Raw genomic sequence first — 17759 nt, forward strand, 5'->3', positions numbered from 1 at the left:
GACGGCACAAGTCCCCGGATGGACTGTTCAGTCTATTTTTGTCCCTGCGGTGACAGCCGGGGACGATCCACACCGTTTTTTACACCTCGAGCCACTCTTTGCGGATGTAGGCATCAGCCCGCAGGCTGTCGGGGGTGCCGTCAAACACGATGCTGCCGTGGCCCATGACCAGCGCGCGATCGGAAATCGCCATGGCAATCGTCAGTTTCTGTTCGATCAGCAGCACCGAGATGCCCTTGGCCTTCAGCGTTTGCAAATACTGCCCCACCAGCTCAACGATTTTGGGCGCAAGGCCTTCAGTGGGCTCGTCGATGATGATGAGGTCGGGATCGCCCATCAGCGTGCGGCACAGCGTGAGCATCTGCTGCTCGCCGCCCGAGAGCACGCCGGCCTCGGTGTGCTGGCGTTCGCGCAAGCGCGGGAACATCTGGTACATGTCCTCAAACGACCAGCGCGAACCCTTGCCCGAGCCCTTTTGGCCCAACAAAAGGTTCTGGTGCACCGTGAGCTTGGGGAAGATGTCGCGGTTTTCCGGCACATAGCCTATGCCCAGGTGGGCAATCTGGTAGGCCTTCTTGCCGACGATTTCCTGCTTCTTCCAGAGGATGGAGCCCTGGCAGTCAACCAGGCCCATGATGGCCTTGGCCGTGGTGGAGCGGCCCGAACCGTTGCGACCCAGCAAGGCGACGATCTGGCCGGGCTGCACGTCGAAATGGACACCGTGCAGTACGTGGCTTTTGCCGTAGAAGGCGTGGAGGTTCTGGATATGGAGCATCAGTGACCTCCTCCGTGAGCTTGTGCGTCTGCTACTGAAGAGCCCAAATACGCCTCTTGCACGCGCTGGTCGGCGCGCACGGCCTCGGGCGTGTCGTAGGCAATGATCTCGCCATAAACCACCACCGCAATCTTGTCGGCCAGGCCGAACACCACGCCCATGTCGTGCTCCACCGTCAGCAGGGTCTTGCCCACGGTGACCTCCTTGATCAGGTTGATGAAGCGGCTGGTCTCGGACCGGCTCATGCCGGCCGTCGGTTCGTCCAGCAGGATGACGTTGGCGCCGCCTGCAATCGTGATGCCGATTTCCAGCGCGCGCTGCTCGGCGTAGGTCAGGTTGGTGGCCAGCACGTCACGCTTTTTGTCGAGCTTGATCATGGCCATCAACTCGTCGGCGCGCTCGTTGGCGTCATCCAGGTCGGCCAGGAAGTGGAAGAACGTGTACTTGTAGCCCAGGCTCCACAGCACGCCGCAGCGCAGGTTTTCAAACACGCTGAGTTTGGGGAAGATATTGGTGATCTGGAAGCTGCGCGACAAGCCCAGCCGGTTGATTTCAAACGGCTTTTTGCCGTCGATGCGCTGGCCGTTGAGCAACACTTCGCCGCTGGTGGGCTCAAAACGGCCGCTGATGAGATTGAACAGCGTGGACTTGCCCGCGCCGTTGGGCCCGATGATGGCGACGCGCTCGCCGGCCTGCACCTTCAGGTTGGCGCCGCGGATGATTTCGGTCTTGCCAAAGCTCTTGCGCAGGTCTTTGAGTTCAAGCGAATAGTTCATATCAACCTCCCCACCAGCCAGGGCCGCGGAACCGGCTTTGCCGGGCCGCAGGCGCAGCGCCCCCTCGGGGGGCAGCGACGTACACGAAGTGACGAGCGTGGGGGCTCACAGTAATTCCCTTCGCTTGATTTCTTTCTCGATGTCATTTTGTATCTGGCCCCATTGCGTGAGGAATTGCCGGCGTGTGAGCTCAAACAGGCCCAGGCCGGTGACAAGCACGAAGCCGGCGCCCAGCCAGCTGTTGAGGTTGGTGGCGTTGAGCCGCACGCCCATGAAGCCGAGTTCGGGGCCCAGTGCCGCGTTGAGCTGCAGGTGGTAAATCATTTCCACCATGGCGGCCGCGCCGGCCAGCGCGGTGAGCGCTGTCACGGCCAGTCCCAGGTAGCCCACCCACAATTCCCGCAGCTTGCCGAAAGAGGCCACGCGCAAGTTCATCATGATCAGGCTGGCGATACCACCGGGCGCATACATCACCATGAAGAGGAAGATCAGGCCTACATAGAGCAGCCAGGCCATGGAGAGCTCTGAAAGCAGGATCAGCGCCATCACCAGCAGGCCGGCGCCGATGATGGGGCCGAAGAAGAATGTCGCCCCGCCCAGGAAGGTGAACAGCAGCAGGCTGCCCGAGCGCACACCGCTCACCACTTCCGCCGTGACGATTTCCGAATTGATGGCCGCCAGACCGCCACCTATACCGGCGAAGAAACCGGCAATGATGAAGGCGTAGTAGCGCACGCGCTGCGTGTTGTATCCGATGAACTCCACGCGTTCGGGGTTGTCGCGCACCGCGTTCAGGATGCGGCCCAGTGGCGTGCGGGTAAACGCAAACATGGCCGCCGTGCAGATGAAGCAATAGAAGGCGATCAGGTAATAGACCTGGATCTGCGGGCCGAAGCTGATGCCGAAAACTGGCCTGCCATAAGCGCGGTTGGTGGTGATGCCGCCCTCACCGCCGAAAAACTCGGGGAACATCAGCGACATCGCAAACACCAGTTCACCCACGCCCAGGGTGATCATGGCAAAGGTGGTGCCGGCCTTCTTGGTCGTGACGTATCCCAGCAGCGCAGCAAAAACCAGACCCGAGAGGCCACCCACCAGCGGAATCAGCGTCAGCGGGATGTAGAAGCTGCCTTTGGTGGCCAGATTCATCGCGTGCACGGCGAGGAAAGAACCCAGCCCGGCATAGACCGCATGCCCGAAACTGAGCATGCCGCCCTGTCCCAGCAGGATGTTGTAGCTCAGGCAGATGATGACCAGGTAACCGGCCTGCGACAGCATGGTGAGCGCCAGGCTGCTTTTGAACATCAGCGGCGCGACGATGAGCAGCAGCGCGTACAGCGACCACAACAGCCAGCGGCCGACGTTATAGGGTTTGAATTCGTGAAAGGGTCGAGTCATATTGGTCTGCCTAGCCTTCGCGTGTGCCCAGTAGACCTTTGGGCCTGAAGATGAGGATCAGCACCAGGAACAGGAACGRCAGAATGGGGGCGACCTGCGAAATGGTGAGCTTGAGCAACGGATAGCCGAAGGAATCAGGCGTCACGGTGTAGCTGAATTTGGCCAGCAGCGTCATGAGCGACTGGTCCATGGCCACGGCAAAGGTCTGGATCAGGCCAATCAGCAGTGAAGCCAGAAAAGCGCCGCTGAGCGAACCCATCCCACCCACCACCACGACGACAAAGATGATGGCGCCGACCGAGCCGGCCATGGCGGGCTCCGTCACAAAGGTATTGCCACCAATGACGCCGGCCAGGCCCGCGAGCGCGGCACCGCCACCAAAGACCAGCATGAAGACCCGCGGCACGTTGTGGCCCAGCGCTTCCACCGCTTCCGGATGGGTGAGCGCGGCCTGTATGACCAGGCCGATGCGTGTGCGCGTGAGCAGCAGCCAGATGCCGGCCAGCATGGCCAGCGAAATGAACATGATGAAGGCGCGCGACTTGGGAAAGTTGGTGCCGAACACCGTGAACAGCGGGCCCTGCAAACCCTCCGGTAACACATAGTTGACGGCCGAGCGGCCCCATACCAGCTGCACCAGCTCCAGCAGCAGGTAGGACAGCCCGAAGGTAACCAGCAGCTCGGGCACATGGCCGAACTTGTGCACCTTGCGCAGGCAAAAGCGCTCGAAGGCCGCGCCCATCACAAACACCAAAAGCGGTGCCACCAGCAGCGACCACCAGAACCCGATGACCTGCGAGGTGCTGTAGGCAATGTAGGCGCCGACCATGTAGAAGGAGGCGTGCGCAAAATTGAGCACGCCCATCATGCTGAAGATCAGCGTCAGGCCGGAGCTCAGCATGAACAGCAGCAGCCCGTAGCTGAGGCCGTTAAGCAGGGAGATGGTGAAAAATTCCAAATTCATCAATGACCGCCTGAAGCTGGAAGGTAAAACAGATACGGGCAGGAAACCTGCCGGGATAAAGAAAAAGGCCCGAATGGGTCGGGCCTTCGCCGGTCAGGCGGCCGCCAGGGCCTTAGCCCGGACGCTTCATCTGGCAAGAGGTAGGCGTGCTGGCCACATAGGGCTCATAGTATTTGACCGGCACAAAGGTGTAGCCTGTATTCTCGGCATCGTAAGGGTATTTGCCGCCGGCTTTTTCCCATTTGTCGATGTAGAGGCCCTGCTGCAGTTGGTGGTCGGTCTTGCGCATCTCCACATCGCCGTTGAAGCTCTTGAAGCGCAGGCCTTCCATGGCCTTGGCCACGACGGCGGGTTCAGTCGATTTTGTCTGCGCCATGGCTTCGGTCAGGATGGTGAAGGCATGGAAGATCGCGCCGGTGTAGAAGTCGTCGTTGAACTTCTTCTTGTAGTCGGCCTGGACCTGCTGGATCTCGCCGCCCATGTTGAGGTGGTTGTAGGACACCATGTAGACCCGCCCGGCCGAGGCCGCGCCCAGCACGGTCGGCGTGCCGGTGACGCCGGCGTAATAAGTGTAGAACTTGACGTTGTTGAGGCCCGCTTCGTTGGCGGCTTTCACCAGCAGCGAGAGGTCGGAACCCCAGTTGCCAGTGATCACGGTGTCGGCACCCGACTGCTTGATTTTGGCGATGTAGGGCGCAAAGTCGCGCACCTGCGCCAGCGGGTGCAGGTCCTCGCCGACGATCTGGATGTCGGGGCGTTTGCTGGCCAGGTTGGCCTTGGCGAACTTGGCGACCTGCTGACCGTGCGAGTAGTTCTGGTTGATCAGGTAGACCTTCTTGATGTCGGGCTGGTCCTTCATGAAGGCCGTCAGCGCTTCCATCTTCATGGAGGTGTCGGCATCTAGGCGGAAGTGCCAGTAGTCGCACTTGCTGTTGGTGAGGTCCGGGTCCACCGCGGCGTAGTTGAGGTAGACGACTTCCTTGCCGGGATTGCGTTCGTTGTACTTGGACAGCGCGTCCATGATGGCCAGCGCCGGGCCGGAGCCGTTGCCCTGCACCACGTAGCGCGCGCCCTGGTCGATGGCCGACTTCAGCGCGTTGGTGGTTTCCTGTGGGCTGAGCTTGTTGTCGATGCCGATGATCTCGAACTTCACGCCGGCCTTGTTCTTCCTGCTGAACTGCTCGGCCAGGAACTGGAAGCCCTTGAGCTGGTTGGTGCCCACGGCCGCCATCAGGCCGGACAGTGGATCAAGCCAGGCGATCTTGACAGTCTGGTTCAGGTTGACGGCACCGGTGGCCGGTGCTGCCACTGCAGCTTTGGCCGGCGCTGCGGCCTTGGCGGGCGCCTGGGCCAGCGCCATGCCGCTGTAAAGCATGGAAGACACCGCCAGGGCGATGCCTGCATGCCGTGCGAAAAATCTGTTCTGGGTTGTCATCCCTTGTCTCCTGGAAATTGTATGAATGCGCGGTGAATCCGCAGAGGGAACCGGCAAAGGTTAGGTCAAATGATGTTGCACTGCGTCAGGGAATGCCCTAGCCGATGTCACCCACGTGACCCCCACGCTTCTCGCTGCGCGTAGTGCGCTGCCCCCCGAGGGGGCCGCTGCGAGGTCACCGCCCTTTTGTTTTATGGCTGTGGCAATTTGTAATCTTTCAGGATCTCGCGCAATTTGGTTTTGAGCATCTTGCCGGTGGCGCCCAGGGGAATCGCGTCGACGAAGACGACGTCGTCGGGGATTTGCCATTTGGCGGTCTTGCCTTCGTAGAAGCGCAGCAGCTCGTCGCGCGTGACTTCCATGCCGGGCTTTTTCACGACCGCGATGATGGGGCGCTCATCCCACTTGGGATGGGCCACGCCTATGCAGGCAGCCATGGCGACGGCCGGGTGCGCCACGGCGATGTTCTCGATCTCGATGGAGCTGATCCATTCGCCGCCGGACTTGATCACGTCCTTGCTGCGGTCTGTGATTTGCAGATAACCGTCGGCGTCTATGGTGCCGACGTCGCCCGTCGGGAACCAGCCGTCCACCAGCGGGTCGCCGCCCTCACCCTTGAAGTATTCGCGCACAATCCACGGCCCCTTCACGTAAAGGTCGCCAAAGACCTTGCCGTCCCAGGGCAGCTCTTCACCGTTGGCGTCGACGATCTTCATGTCGACGCCGTAGATGGCGCGCCCCTGCTTGAGGCGTATCTTCATTCTTTCTGCTTCCGGCAGCGTGTCGTGCTTGTTCTTGAGCGCGCACAGCGTACCCAGCGGGCTCATCTCGGTCATGCCCCAGGCGTGCAGCACTTCCACACCGTAGTCTTCACGGAAGGCATTGATCATGGCCGGTGGACAGGCTGAGCCGCCGATAACGGTGCGGCGCAAGGTGGAGAACTTCAACCCTGACGGCTTCATGTGTGTCAGCAGCATCTGCCAAACGGTGGGCACGCCGGCGGCGTAAGTGACCTTTTCGGCCTCAATCAGCTCATAGATCGATTTGCCGTCGAGCGCAGGCCCTGGAAACACCAGCTTGGCCCCGGTGAGCGCGGCCGAGTACGGAATGCCCCAGGCATTGACATGGAACATGGGCACGACGGGCAGGATGGCATCCCGTGCGGAGATGGACATTACGTCAGGCAGCGCGGCCGCGTAGGCGTGCAGCGTGCTGGAACGGTGGCTATAGAGTGCAGCCTTGGGGTTGCCCGTGGTGCCGCTGGTGTAGCACATACTGGAAGCGGTGTTTTCGTCAAAACTGGGCCAGGCGTAGTCGGCGCTTTGTGCGCCTATCCAGCTTTCGTAGCTTTGCAAATCCGGAATGCCCGAATCGGCCGGCAACTTGTCAGCGTCGCACAGCGCGATGTAGTGCTTGATGGTCGGGCACCTGGCATGCACGGCCTGCACCAGCGGCAGAAAACTCAGGTCAAAGCACAGCACCTGGTCTTCGGCGTGGTTGGCGATCCAGGCGATCTGGTCCGGATGCAGGCGCGGGTTGATGGTATGCAGCACCCGGCCCGAGCCGCTCACGCCGTAATAAAGCTCCAGGTGCCGGTAGCCGTTCCAGGCCAGCGTGGCAACGCGGTCGCTGAACGCGAGCTTCAGGCCGTCCAGCGCATTGGCAACCCGGCGCGCCCGATGGGCGACATCCTTGTAGGTGTAGCGGTGCAGGTCGCCCTCCACGCGGCGCGAGACGATTTCGGCGTCGCCATGATGGCGCTCCGCGAATTCGATCAGGCCGGAAATCAGCAGCGGCTGGCTTTGCATTAACCCAAGCATCGGGAAGTCTCCATTGGTTAAATAGTGTTCAGCAAGCGGTCATCATGCCGCAGCGCACCATGACGGTCATGCGGGATTGCCCGTGAAATCACGGGTTCATGTCAGGTAGGGGACAATTTGCCGATGACCTCTGCAAACCTTCCGGCGCCCGACGATGCAGGTTCCTCTGCCGGTACCTCGCTGACCTGGAGCAACAGCTTCGCCCAACTGGGTGGCGACTTCTACACCCGCTTGCGGCCGCAGTCCCTGCCTGACCCCTATTGGGTTGGCCGCAGCCGTAGCATGGCGCACGAGCTGGGACTGGGCGCAGAATGGCTTGAATCACAGGCAGCCCTGGAAGCCTTGAGCGGCAATGGCGTCCTGCCCGGCTCCGAGCCGTTGGCCAGCGTCTACAGCGGTCACCAGTTTGGCGTCTGGGCCGGGCAACTCGGTGACGGCCGCGCCTTGTTGCTGGGCGAAATCAGTACTCCGCGCGGGCCGCAGGAAATCCAGCTCAAGGGCGCCGGCAAAACACCCTACTCCCGCATGGGCGATGGCCGGGCTGTACTGCGCAGCTCGATTCGCGAATTTTTGTGCTCGGAAGCGATGCATGGACTGGGCATTCCGACCACGCGGGCGCTGTGCGTTACCGGCTCCGATGCGGCCGTGCGGCGCGAGGAGATCGAGACCGCCGCCGTGGTGAGCCGCACCGCGCCAAGCTTCATCCGCTTCGGCCACTTCGAGCATTTCAGCTACAACGACCAGCATGCGCAGCTCAAGGTGCTGGCCGACTACGTCATCGACCGGTTTTACCCCGCCTGCCGCGAGGCAAAGCAACCTTATGCGGCGCTGCTGGAGGCCGTCAGCGAAAAGACCGCACACCTTATGGCTGCGTGGCAGGCTGCAGGTTTTTGCCATGGCGTCATGAACACCGACAACATGAGCATCCTGGGGCTGACCATTGACTATGGCCCGTTCCAGTTTCTCGATGCGTTTGATCCTGGCCACATCTGCAACCATTCGGACACCCAGGGCCGATACGCCTATAACAAGCAGCCGAACATGGCCTACTGGAACCTGTTTTGCCTGGGGCAGGCTTTGCTGCCGCTGATTGAAGACCAGGAGCAGGCGCTTGCAGCCCTGGAACCCTACAAAACCGTGTTCCCTGAGGCATTGCAGGCCCGAATGCGCGGCAAACTTGGCCTGGCGGACGAGCAATCCGAGGACAAGACCCTGGTGGACAACACCTTCAAACTGTTGGCCGCCAACAAGGTGGACTACACCATCTTCTGGCGGCGCCTGAATGGTTTCACGGCACAAAGCGGCCATGAACCCCTGCGTGACCTGTTCTTTGACCGGGAATCCTTCAACGCCTGGGCGCTACAGTATTCAGAGCGCCTTGCGCAAGTGGATCAAGGGCTGCGGGCTGATTTGATGCTTAACAACAATCCCAAGTTCGTGCTGCGCAACCATTTGGGGGAAGAAGCCATACGCGCCGCGAAACTAAAAGACTTTTCCGGGGTCGACACCTTGCTTGCCTTGCTGCAGGCCCCATTTGAGGAGCACCCGGGGCACGAGAGCTTTGCGGATTTCCCCCCAGACTGGGCCTCATCCATTGAAATCAGTTGCAGTTCGTAACACCTCCGTCAACTCACGCCAGGAACAGAACATGAGCACCAAGATCCAGAAAACCGACGCCGAGTGGAAGGCCCTGCTGGCCGAAAAAGGCGCTGAGCCTGCGGCCTTTGAAGTCACGCGCCACGCCGCCACCGAGCGCCCCTACACCGGCAAATACGAAGCCGTCTGGGCCGACGGCAGCTACCATTGCATCTGCTGCGGTGCCAAACTGTTTGAGTCGGAAACCAAATTTGACGCCGGCTGCGGCTGGCCCAGCTTTTCGGAAGAAGCCGTGCCCGGCGCGATTGAGGAAATTGTGGACCGCAAGCACGGCATGGTGCGCACCGAAACCGTGTGCGCCAGCTGCGGCGCGCATCTGGGCCATGTGTTTCCCGATGGGCCGTCTCCCACAGGCCTGCGCTACTGCATGAACTCGGCAGCGCTTGATTTCAAGAAGAAGTGAAGCCCCCACGGTCGCTCGCTGCGCGTAGCTTCCTGCCCCCCCGAGGGGGCCGCCCGCCTGCGGCCCGGCAAAGCCGGTTCCGCGGCTCATGCTTGCTAATTCGGGACCCAACGCCAGTGAGCTCTTTCGCTTCTTTTACCCCGCGATAATCTGTTTATGAAAATTCTTTTCGACTTTTTGCCGATCGCCCTTTTTTTCGGCATGTTCAAGTACGCCGAAGGCAACAAGGACTGGGCCGCCGCTACAGCCACCGAGTGGCTGGGTTTTATGGTTTCCGGGGGAGTGGTGGGTGCGGCTGAAGCGCCTGTGCTGCTGGCTACCGTGGTTGTGATCGTTGCCACGCTGGCCCAGATCCTCTGGCTCAAGGTAAGCGGCAAGAAGGTCGACACCATGCTGTGGATCAGCCTGGGGCTAGTGACGGTGCTCGGCGGCGCCACCATCTATTTCCACAGCGAGAGCTTCATCAAATGGAAGCCCACGGTACTGTACTGGGTGATGGGCGGCGCGCTGCTGCTGGGGCAGCTGGTGTGGAAGAAAAACGGCATCAAGTCGCTGATGGGCGCGCAGATGAACTTGCCTGACCCGATCTGGCGCGTGGTCAATTTCAGCTGGGTTGGTTTTTTTGCCGTGATGGGCCTGCTCAATCTGTGGGTGGCTTTCACGTTTTCCACCAGCACCTGGGTCAACTTCAAGCTGTTTGGTGGCCTCGGTCTGATGGTGGTGTTTGTGCTTGCGCAGGCGGTGTACCTGAACAAGCACATCAAACCAGGCGCCACACCATGAACGCCGGCGTTTCCAGCGCCCTGCCCGTGCGCACCCACGAGATCGAGCAGCAGCTCAAGGCGCGGCTTCAGCCCACCCGACTGGAAGTGCTGGACGAGAGCGCTTCCCATGCCGGGCATTCGGGCGCTAACGCGGAAGGCTACGGTACCCATTTTCGCATCCGCATTGCCAGCCCGCTCTTTACCGGCAAGAGCCGGGTGGCGCGCCACCGGCTTGTGTATGATGCAATGCAAAATTTCATTGATCAGGGCCTCCATGCCCTGGCGATTGAAGTCATCGAGTCACCCTGAATCTGCGCTGATTTGCCCCGGGGATTTCGGCACAGAGCCGCAGCAACGTCAGAACGCATTGCCAAACGCTTTCAAGCATTACCAAAAGGACTACAAAAACATCATGAAGAAACATCTTTTACTCGGCACCGCCGTAGCGGCACTGCTGGCACTGGGCGCGCAAGGCGCCATGGCGCAGAACGTGGCCATCGTCAATGGCAAGGCCGTTCCAAAATCGCGCCTGGACTCGCTGGCGCAACAGGTCGCCAAGTCCGGCCGGCCAGTAACGCCTGAGATGGAAGGCCAGCTTCGTGAAGAAGTAATTGCGCGCGAAGTGTTCATGCAGGAAGCGGAAAAGCGGGGCCTGGCTTCCAGCGATGACATCAAGGTGCAAATGGAACTGGCACGCCAGACCATCCTGATCCGCGAACTGTTTTCTGACTTCCAGAAGAAGAATCCGGTGACCGATGTCGAGCTGAAGGCTGAATACGACAAATTTGCCGAAGCCAATGGCGGCAAGGAGTACAAGGCCCGCCACATCCTGGTCGAAAAGGAAGCCGAGGCCAAAGAGATCATTGCCAGCCTGAAAAAGGGCGGCAAGTTCGATGACATCGCCAAGAAGAAGTCCAAGGATCCCGGATCCGGTGCCAAGGGCGGCGACCTGGACTGGGCCAACCCTTCCAGCTATGTGCCTGAATTCACCGAGGCACTGGTCAAGCTCAACAAGGGCCAGACCACCGATACCCCGGTGAAAACCCAGTTCGGTTACCACGTCATTCGTGTGGACGACATCCGCACGGCCCAGCTCCCGTCCTTCGAGGAAGTGAAGCCGCAGATCGCTCAGCAAATGCAGCAGCAAAAGCTGGCGGCGTTCCAGGAAGAACTGCGCAAAAAAGCCAAGGTCGAGTAAGCGGCACATCGCTGCGAGCGCCCTGCCCGCCTTGTCTTCCTGAAAAAGCAGCCTTTTGGCTGCTTTTTTCTTGAGGCTCACCGATCAGGACGGATTACGTGAATTGCCGGTTGACGAAGGTACTGGCGGCCGTTCCAATGGCTCACATTCCTCCAGAGGCTCGATGCGCAAGCGCCTTGCTTTTCCTCATCGCTTTCCCCACAGTCGAGGCGCACATGACCGAGCCCAATCCTCTTTCCGGCCCCAGTCTTCCCCAACCCGTGCAGGATGCCTTGCAACGCGGCAACCTGGTCGAAGCCATCCAGCTGATGCGCGCCGGCACCGGCCTGGGCCTGAAGGAAACCAAGGACGCGCTGGAAGCCTATATGCGCGGCGAGCCGCCGGTCACCGGCTTCGCGCCCAAGGCCTTGCCCGCCGGCGCGCCCCTGCCCGCGCAGGTGCAAGAGGCGCTGGACCAGGGCAACAAAATAGAGGCGGTACGGCGCTTGCGAGGCCTGACGGGCATAGGGCTCAAGGAAGCCAAGGATGCGGTGGAAGCCGGGGGAATCGGACCGGGTACGGGCGCTGGCGAGGGATCTGGCCCGAGCGAAGGACAATCCCCGGGCCAGGTGAGCAACTCAAACGGCTTGTGGTGGTGGCTTGCCGCACTGGCCGTGCTGGCGCTGGCTGGTTTCGCGCTGCTGGGTTGTGTCTCTGCGCCGCCGGCTCCTGCCGCCGAACTGGCGCCGTCCGGCAAGCTCAGGGCCGCCATCAATTTCGGCAACCCCATACTGGCGGCTCGCATGCCGGACGGTTCACCGCGCGGCGTCTCGGTGGATCTGTCCAACGAACTCGGCAAGCGCCTGGGCGTACCGGTGCAGCTGGTGACCTTCACATCGGCCGGCAAGGTGGTCGAAGCGGTCAGGGATGCGCAGGTTGACATCGCCTTTGTCGCGATAGACCCGGTGCGCGGCGCAGACATGTTGCAGACGCCGCCCTACGTGATCATCGAGGGCGCGTACCTGGTGCGCATGGACTCGCCGATACAACGCAATGAAGAGGTGGACCAGGTGGCCAACCGCGTCGTGGTCGGCAACGGCAGTGCCTACGATCTCTATCTGACCCGTGAACTGAAAGCGGCCAGGCTGGTGAAGGCCCCCACCTCCCCGGCGGTGACCGATGTGATGGTCGCGCAGAACATCGAGGTGGCGGCCGGCGTCAAGCAGCAGTTGGAGGCTGACGCTAAACGCATAACGGGCGTGCGTTTGCTACCGGGGCGCTTCATGGTGATCAACCAGGCTATGGGCCTGCCCAAGGGGCGCGAGGCCGGTGCGCGCTACCTGGCGGCGTTTGTCGAAGAGATGAAGGCTTCGGGATTTGTGGCCACAGCGTTGGCGCGCCACGGCATTGAGGGCGCGGCAGTCGCCCCGCCCTCTACCCGCTAACGCCAAAGACTCACCCCACCCACTTGCGCGCGTTGTGCCAGAGGCTCATCCACGGGCTGCGTTCGCTGGCGCCGCCCGAAGTCCAGCTCTTCTGGATGTTGCGGAACACGCGCTCGGGATGCGGCATCATCGCCGTGAAGCGGCCGTCAGCTGTGGTCACGGCGGTGAGGCCGCCGGCGCTGCCGTTGGGGTTGGCCGGATAAGCTTCGGTCGGCTTGCCATCGTTGTCGGTAAAGCGCATAGCGGCAATCGCCTTGGAGGCATCGCCCCGGAAGGCGAAATTGGCATAGCCCTCGCCATGCGCGACGGCGATCGGCAGGCGGCTGCCGGCCATGCCCTGCAGGAAGATGCTGGGGGACTCCAGCACCTCGACCATGCTCAGGCGTGCTTCAAAGCGCTCGCTGCGGTTGGTGGTAAAGCGCGGCCAGGCCTCGGCGCCCGGGATGATGTCGGCCAGTTCGGCAAACATCTGGCAGCCGTTGCACACGCCCAAACCAAAGGTGTCCTGGCGCGCAAAGAACGCCTTGAACTCTTCGGACAGCACCGGGTTGAAGGTGACTGAGCGCGCCCAGCCGATGCCAGCCCCCAGCGTGTCGCCATAGCTGAAGCCGCCGCAGGCCACGATGCCCTTGAAGTCGGCCAGCCTGGCGCGACCGGTTTGAAGGTCAGTCATATGCACGTCGCAGGCTTCAAAGCCGGCTTCGGTGAAGACGTAAGCCATTTCCACATGCGAATTGACGCCCTGCTCGCGCAGCACCGCCACGCGTGGCCGCGCCGACAGGTTGAGCGCGGGCGCCGACAGCACTTTGACTGGATCAAACGTCAGTTGCACATGCAGGCCCGGGTCGGCGGGGTTGCCGGTGGTCGCGTGTTCAGTATTGGCGCAATCGGGGTTGTCGCGCTGCTGGCAGATCTTCCAGCTGATCGAATCCCAGACCTGATGCAAGTCTTGCAGCTTGGCCGAGAACACGGCCTTGGTGTCGCGCCAGACCTGGATCTCGCCCTTGCCGACTTCGAGCGAGGCGTGCTGTGGGCGCGTCTTGCCGATGAAGTGGCTGAATTTGGAGAGGCCGTGCTCGCGCAGGGTCTGCATCACTTCGTTGCGCGCAGACGTGGCCACCTGGATGACGGCACCCAGCTCTTCGTTGAACAGCGCCTTGAGCGTGAGCTCCTCGCGGCGCGCGCCGACCTGGCTTGCCCAGTTCTTGCTGTCGCCCGTGTCCATGCGGCTGTCGGAAATGCCGTCGCCCTCAACCAGCAGCATGTCGATGTTGAGTGATACGCCGACGTTGCCGGCAAAGCCCATTTCGCAGACCGCGGCAAACAGGCCGCCGTCGCTGCGGTCGTGGTAGGCCATGAGCTTGCCGTCTTTGCGCAGCGCATTGATGGCGTTGACGAGGTTGACCAGGTCTTTCGGATCGTCGAGATCGGGCACCTTGCCCTCTTCCTTGTCCAGCGTTTGCGCGAGGATGGAGCCGCCCATGCGGTTCTGGCCCTTACCCAGGTCAATCAGGATCAGCGTGCTGTCGGCCTCATCGCGGTTCAGCTGCGGCGTGAGGGTGCCACGCACATCGGGCAGTGTGGCGAAAGCGCTCACGATCAGCGACACCGGCGAGGTGACTTTCTTGCTGTCAGCGCCCTCGCTCCACACGGTGCGCATCGACAAGGAATCCTTGCCAACCGGAATCGACACGCCCAGCGCCGGGCACAGCTCCATGCCGACGGCCTTGACGGTCTCGTAGAGCGCCGCATCCTGGCCGGGCTCGCCGCAGGCGGCCATCCAGTTGGCTGACAGCTTGACACGCGGCAGCTCAATGGGCGCGGCCAGCAGGTTGGTGATGGCCTCGGCGACCGCCATACGCCCCGAAGCGGCCGCGTTGACGGTGGCCAGCGGCGTGCGTTCGCCCATGCTCATGGCTTCGCCCGCAAAACCGCTGTAGTCAGCCAGCGTGACAGCGCAGTCGGCTACCGGCACCTGCCAGGGGCCAACCATCTGATCACGGTGCGTGAGGCCGCTCACGGTGCGGTCGCCGATGGTGATCAGGAAGCGCTTGGACGCGACGGTCGGGTGGCTGAGCACCGCAATCGCACTTTTCTGCAGATCGACGCCGGTCAGGTCGATGGGTTTGATCGTGTGTTTGACCGACTTCACGTCGCGGTGCATTTTGGGCGGCTTGCCGAGCAACACATTCATCGGCATATCCACCGGCGGGGCCGCGTCTTTGTCGGACAGCACCAGTTGCTTTTCTTCCGTCGCAATGCCAATCACCGCAAACGGGCAGCGCTCACGCTCGCAGAAGGCCTGGAACTGCGGCAGTGACTCAGGCGCAACCGCCATCACATAACGCTCCTGGCTTTCATTGCTCCAGATTTCCTTGGGCGAAAGGCCGCTTTCTTCCAGCGGCACGGCACGCAAATCAAACTTCGCACCTCGCCCCGCGTCATTCACCAGCTCAGGAAACGCATTGGACAAACCGCCGGCGCCCACATCGTGGATCGCCAGGATGGGGTTGGCCGCACCCAGTTGGGCGCACTGGTTGATGACCTCTTGCGCGCGGCGCTCGATTTCAGGGTTGCCGCGCTGCACCGAATCAAAGTCAAGCTGGGCCGCATTCGCGCCCGAAGCCATGGAGCTGGCCGCGCTGCCGCCCATGCCGATGCGCATACCAGGGCCGCCCAGCTGGATCAGCAGCGTGCCGGCCGGGAAGAGAATCTTCTTGGTGAGTGCCGCATCAATCGTGCCGACACCACCCGCAATCATGATGGGCTTGTGATAACCCCAGCGCTGGCCGCCGACGGTCTGCTCATATTCGCGGAAGTAGCCGTTGAGGTTGGGCCGGCCGAACTCGTTGTTGAACGCTGCGCCGCCCAGCGGGCCTTCCGTCATGATCTGCAGCGGGCTGGCGATGTGTTCTGGCTTGCCATAGGACGTGGCGGCGTCGTCAAACAGCCTGGACACGGTGAAGCCCGTCAAGCCCGCCTTGGGCTTGGAGCCGCGGCCGGTTGCGCCTTCGTCACGAATCTCTCCGCCCGCACCGGTCGACGCGCCAGGGAAGGGAGAAATAGCCGTGGGATGGTTGTGCGTCTCGACTTTCATCAGCACATGCATCAACACGTCATCCGTAGCGCTATAAGTTTGATAGCTGCTCGCGCTTGTTCCTGTTGGGCGAGGGGCCGGTTTTGTACTAGTTTTGGCATAAAACCGCTGTGTTTTATAGCCTTCCATGACCGAAGCGTTGTCCGAATAAGCCACCACCGTGTGCTGGGGATGCAGCTTTTCGGTGTTGCGGATCATGCCGAACAGGCTTTTCTCCTGCGCAACGCCGTCAATCGTAAAGTCGGCGTTGAAGATCTTGTGGCGGCAGTGCTCGCTGTTGGCCTGGGCGAACATCATGAGCTCAACGTCGGTCGGGTTGCGTTTGAGCTGGGTGAAGGCGGTGACCAGGTAGTCGATTTCATCGGCTGCCAGCGCCAGGCCAAATTCGGCATTGGCGGCTTCCAGGGCCGCTTTGCCACCGGCCAGCACGTCGATGGTCTGTAGCGATGCACCTTGCAATTCGGTGAAGAGGCCGGCAGCCTGCGCGCGATCCAACATCACGCTTTCAGTCATGCGGTCGTGCAGCAGGCCGGCGACCTGCTCGCGCTGGGCATCCGTCAGGGCCGTTTTGCTGAAAAAGCCGCTTTTCAAGGTAATGCGGTATTCGGTGATGCGCTCAATGCGTTTGATGGCCAGGCCGCAGTTGTGGGCGATGTCCGTAGCCTTCGACGCCCAGGGCGAAACGGTGCCAAAGCGCGGCGAGACAATAAAGGTCAGTGCATCATCGGTTTTTCCAGCGCCTGCAATGCAAGGGTCGCCATAGGTAAGCAGTGCTGCGAGCTGGCCCTTGACGGTGTCTGAAGGCGGCGCCTCCGTGGCAACCAGATGCACAAACCGGGCGCTGATGCCCACGATCTTGTCGTGGACGGCTTGCAGGCGGGGAAGGAGTTGCTGGACGCGGAAATCGCTGAGGGCGCTGATCCCGTGGGGTTCGCCCTCAAAAGTCGTCAGGTGCAGGGTCACGGTAGCGGTGGCCTTGTAATGGGAGGTGGGCAGCGCATGGCTGTTGGGTTTAACGGGCTAGCGTTAACCCGTAATTTTATCAGCGACTGAAGGCCTTCCCCGGTTTGCTGCCGGTGCGCCCGGGCACTTTTGCGATCCGTTCGGGCCACATTCGGGCCAAAGCCAAAGCCCCTTGGTCCCATGCTGAAAATGCATGTGCCCGGGAGCGGTGGGATAATCGGGGCCATGAGTATTACTTACAAAGATGCCGCAGGAATTGAAGGCATGCGCCTGGCAGGGAGGCTTGCTTCCGAGGTGCTGGACTACCTCACCCCCTTCGTGAAGCCGGGTGTCACCACCAATGAAATAGACCGGCTGGCCCATGACTACATGACCCAGGTTCAAGGCACCATTCCGGCCACGCTGGGCTATGGCCCTCCCGGCTATGTGCCATATCCCAAGTCGCTGTGCACTTCCATCAACCACCAGGTCTGCCATGGCATTCCCAACGACAAACCGTTGAAAAAAGGCGACATTGTCAATATTGACGTGACCGTCATCACCAAGGACGGCTGGCACGGCGACAACAGCCGCATGTACCTGGTTGGCGAAGCTTCCATTGCGGCCAAGCGGCTCTGCCATGTGACCTATGAAGCCATGTGGCAGGGCATCATGCGCGTCAAGCCTGGGGTCAGGCTGGGCGACATCGGCTTTGCGATCCAGACTTTTGCCGAAAAACAGGGGTTTTCCGTAGTTCGCGAGTTTTGCGGCCATGGAATTGGCCAGAAATTCCACGAAGAACCGCAAGTGCTGCACTACGGCCGCCCCGGCACGCTCGAAGAGCTCACACCGGGCATGACCTTCACCATCGAACCCATGATCAATGCCGGCAAGCGTGACATCAAGGACGGCCCCGAGAAAGACGGCTGGAGCATCGTGACGCGCGACCATTCCTTGTCCGCCCAGTGGGAACACACCATTTTGGTGACTGAAACCGGCTATGAGGTACTTACCCTGTCCGCCGGCAGCCCGCCGATCCCGGCGTTTGTCCCGCAAAGCAGCCCTGCCCAAGCCGCTGTCAGTGCCTGAGCCAGGCGCACAGTGGCG

The 17759-nt window shown here is 61.5% G+C and carries 14 protein-coding genes; 7 read left to right on the forward strand and 7 right to left on the reverse strand.

All coding sequences use genetic code 11. From position 1 onward, the window contains the following. Positions 1-79: 79 nt before the first annotated feature. The 6 genes from AC1DZE_RS17640 to AC1DZE_RS17665 all read right to left on the reverse strand — a co-directional run bounded on the left by AC1DZE_RS17640 (position 80) and on the right by AC1DZE_RS17665 (position 7168). Entirely contained in the window at positions 80-775 is a 696-nt protein-coding gene (locus AC1DZE_RS17640; protein ID WP_074574254.1) for an ABC transporter ATP-binding protein, read from the reverse strand. Further along, the gene (locus AC1DZE_RS17645; RefSeq protein ID WP_477700369.1) at positions 775-1551 is read right to left on the reverse strand and encodes an ABC transporter ATP-binding protein; all 777 of its coding nucleotides are present in this window, start codon (positions 1549-1551) and stop codon (positions 775-777) included. The genes AC1DZE_RS17640 and AC1DZE_RS17645 overlap by 1 nt, the downstream gene beginning before the upstream one ends. 105 nt (positions 1552-1656) lie before the next feature. Then, positions 1657-2949 (reverse strand): branched-chain amino acid ABC transporter permease, encoded by a 1293-nt coding sequence (locus AC1DZE_RS17650; RefSeq protein ID WP_477700370.1) that lies wholly within the window; start codon positions 2947-2949, stop codon positions 1657-1659. 10 nt (positions 2950-2959) lie between these two features. Beyond that, a complete protein-coding gene (locus AC1DZE_RS17655; protein ID WP_477700371.1) occupies positions 2960-3913 on the reverse strand; it encodes a branched-chain amino acid ABC transporter permease in 954 nt (317 codons plus the stop codon). 112 nt (positions 3914-4025) lie between these two features. Next, positions 4026-5273: a branched-chain amino acid ABC transporter substrate-binding protein gene (locus AC1DZE_RS17660; protein WP_477672657.1), complete on the reverse strand. Its 1248-nt coding sequence runs from the start codon at positions 5271-5273 to the stop codon at positions 4026-4028. Between the two features lie 266 nt (positions 5274-5539). Continuing rightward, positions 5540-7168 carry a 3-(methylthio)propionyl-CoA ligase gene (locus AC1DZE_RS17665; RefSeq protein WP_477700372.1) on the reverse strand — a complete coding sequence of 543 codons (1629 nt, stop codon included), beginning with the start codon at positions 7166-7168 and terminating at the stop codon, positions 5540-5542. Positions 7169-7291: 123 nt separating this feature from the next. On the opposite strand from AC1DZE_RS17665, the gene AC1DZE_RS17670 reads away from it, so the two are divergent. The 6 genes from AC1DZE_RS17670 (at position 7292) to AC1DZE_RS17695 (ending at position 12613) form a co-directional block, all read left to right on the forward strand. Continuing rightward, entirely contained in the window at positions 7292-8785 is a 1494-nt protein-coding gene (locus AC1DZE_RS17670) for a protein adenylyltransferase SelO (protein ID WP_477672653.1), read from the forward strand. A gap of 31 nt (positions 8786-8816) precedes the next feature. Beyond that, positions 8817-9227: a peptide-methionine (R)-S-oxide reductase MsrB gene (msrB, locus tag AC1DZE_RS17675; protein WP_477648405.1), complete on the forward strand. Its 411-nt coding sequence runs from the start codon at positions 8817-8819 to the stop codon at positions 9225-9227. A 156-nt stretch (positions 9228-9383) separates the two neighbouring features. After that, positions 9384-10010: a septation protein A gene (locus AC1DZE_RS17680; RefSeq protein ID WP_457280850.1), complete on the forward strand. Its 627-nt coding sequence runs from the start codon at positions 9384-9386 to the stop codon at positions 10008-10010. After that, a complete protein-coding gene (locus tag AC1DZE_RS17685) occupies positions 10007-10300 on the forward strand; it encodes a BolA family protein (RefSeq protein WP_477669514.1) in 294 nt (97 codons plus the stop codon). Before AC1DZE_RS17680 ends, AC1DZE_RS17685 begins: the two co-directional genes overlap by 4 nt. A gap of 103 nt (positions 10301-10403) precedes the next feature. Next, positions 10404-11189, forward strand: coding sequence for a peptidylprolyl isomerase (locus AC1DZE_RS17690; protein WP_477669513.1), 786 nt, complete (start codon positions 10404-10406; stop codon positions 11187-11189). A 677-nt stretch (positions 11190-11866) separates the two neighbouring features. Next, positions 11867-12613 carry an ABC transporter substrate-binding protein gene (locus tag AC1DZE_RS17695; protein WP_477674132.1) on the forward strand — a complete coding sequence of 249 codons (747 nt, stop codon included), beginning with the start codon at positions 11867-11869 and terminating at the stop codon, positions 12611-12613. Between the two features lie 10 nt (positions 12614-12623). On the opposite strand, the gene purL is transcribed toward AC1DZE_RS17695, so the two are convergent. Then, positions 12624-16673 carry a phosphoribosylformylglycinamidine synthase gene (purL, locus tag AC1DZE_RS17700; protein WP_477700373.1) on the reverse strand — a complete coding sequence of 1350 codons (4050 nt, stop codon included), beginning with the start codon at positions 16671-16673 and terminating at the stop codon, positions 12624-12626. A gap of 225 nt (positions 16674-16898) precedes the next feature. Here purL and map point away from each other — a divergent pair, with 225 nt between their 5' ends. Next, the gene (gene map, locus AC1DZE_RS17705) at positions 16899-17741 is read left to right on the forward strand and encodes a type I methionyl aminopeptidase (RefSeq protein WP_457280845.1); all 843 of its coding nucleotides are present in this window, start codon (positions 16899-16901) and stop codon (positions 17739-17741) included. Positions 17742-17759 lie beyond the last annotated feature (18 nt).

This window comes from Polaromonas sp. P1_F1 (assembly GCF_056405795.1).

What these genes read in the sequence shown, in the direction of transcription:
- map (WP_457280845.1), top strand. Translation starts at nt 16,899, where the DNA reads ATGAGTATTACTTACAAAGATGCCGCAGGAATTGAAGGCATGCGCCTG.
- AC1DZE_RS17640 (WP_074574254.1), bottom strand. Translation starts at nt 775, where the DNA reads ATGCTCCATATCCAGAACCTCCACGCCTTCTACGGCAAAAGCCACGTA.
- AC1DZE_RS17650 (WP_477700370.1), bottom strand. Translation starts at nt 2,949, where the DNA reads ATGACTCGACCCTTTCACGAATTCAAACCCTATAACGTCGGCCGCTGG.
- msrB (WP_477648405.1), top strand. Translation starts at nt 8,817, where the DNA reads ATGAGCACCAAGATCCAGAAAACCGACGCCGAGTGGAAGGCCCTGCTG.
- AC1DZE_RS17670 (WP_477672653.1), top strand. Translation starts at nt 7,292, where the DNA reads ATGACCTCTGCAAACCTTCCGGCGCCCGACGATGCAGGTTCCTCTGCC.
- AC1DZE_RS17660 (WP_477672657.1), bottom strand. Translation starts at nt 5,273, where the DNA reads ATGGCGCTGGCCCAGGCGCCCGCCAAGGCCGCAGCGCCGGCCAAAGCT.
- AC1DZE_RS17665 (WP_477700372.1), bottom strand. Translation starts at nt 7,168, where the DNA reads ATGCTTGGGTTAATGCAAAGCCAGCCGCTGCTGATTTCCGGCCTGATC.
- AC1DZE_RS17685 (WP_477669514.1), top strand. Translation starts at nt 10,007, where the DNA reads ATGAACGCCGGCGTTTCCAGCGCCCTGCCCGTGCGCACCCACGAGATC.
- AC1DZE_RS17690 (WP_477669513.1), top strand. Translation starts at nt 10,404, where the DNA reads ATGAAGAAACATCTTTTACTCGGCACCGCCGTAGCGGCACTGCTGGCA.
- AC1DZE_RS17680 (WP_457280850.1), top strand. Translation starts at nt 9,384, where the DNA reads ATGAAAATTCTTTTCGACTTTTTGCCGATCGCCCTTTTTTTCGGCATG.
- AC1DZE_RS17645 (WP_477700369.1), bottom strand. Translation starts at nt 1,551, where the DNA reads ATGAACTATTCGCTTGAACTCAAAGACCTGCGCAAGAGCTTTGGCAAG.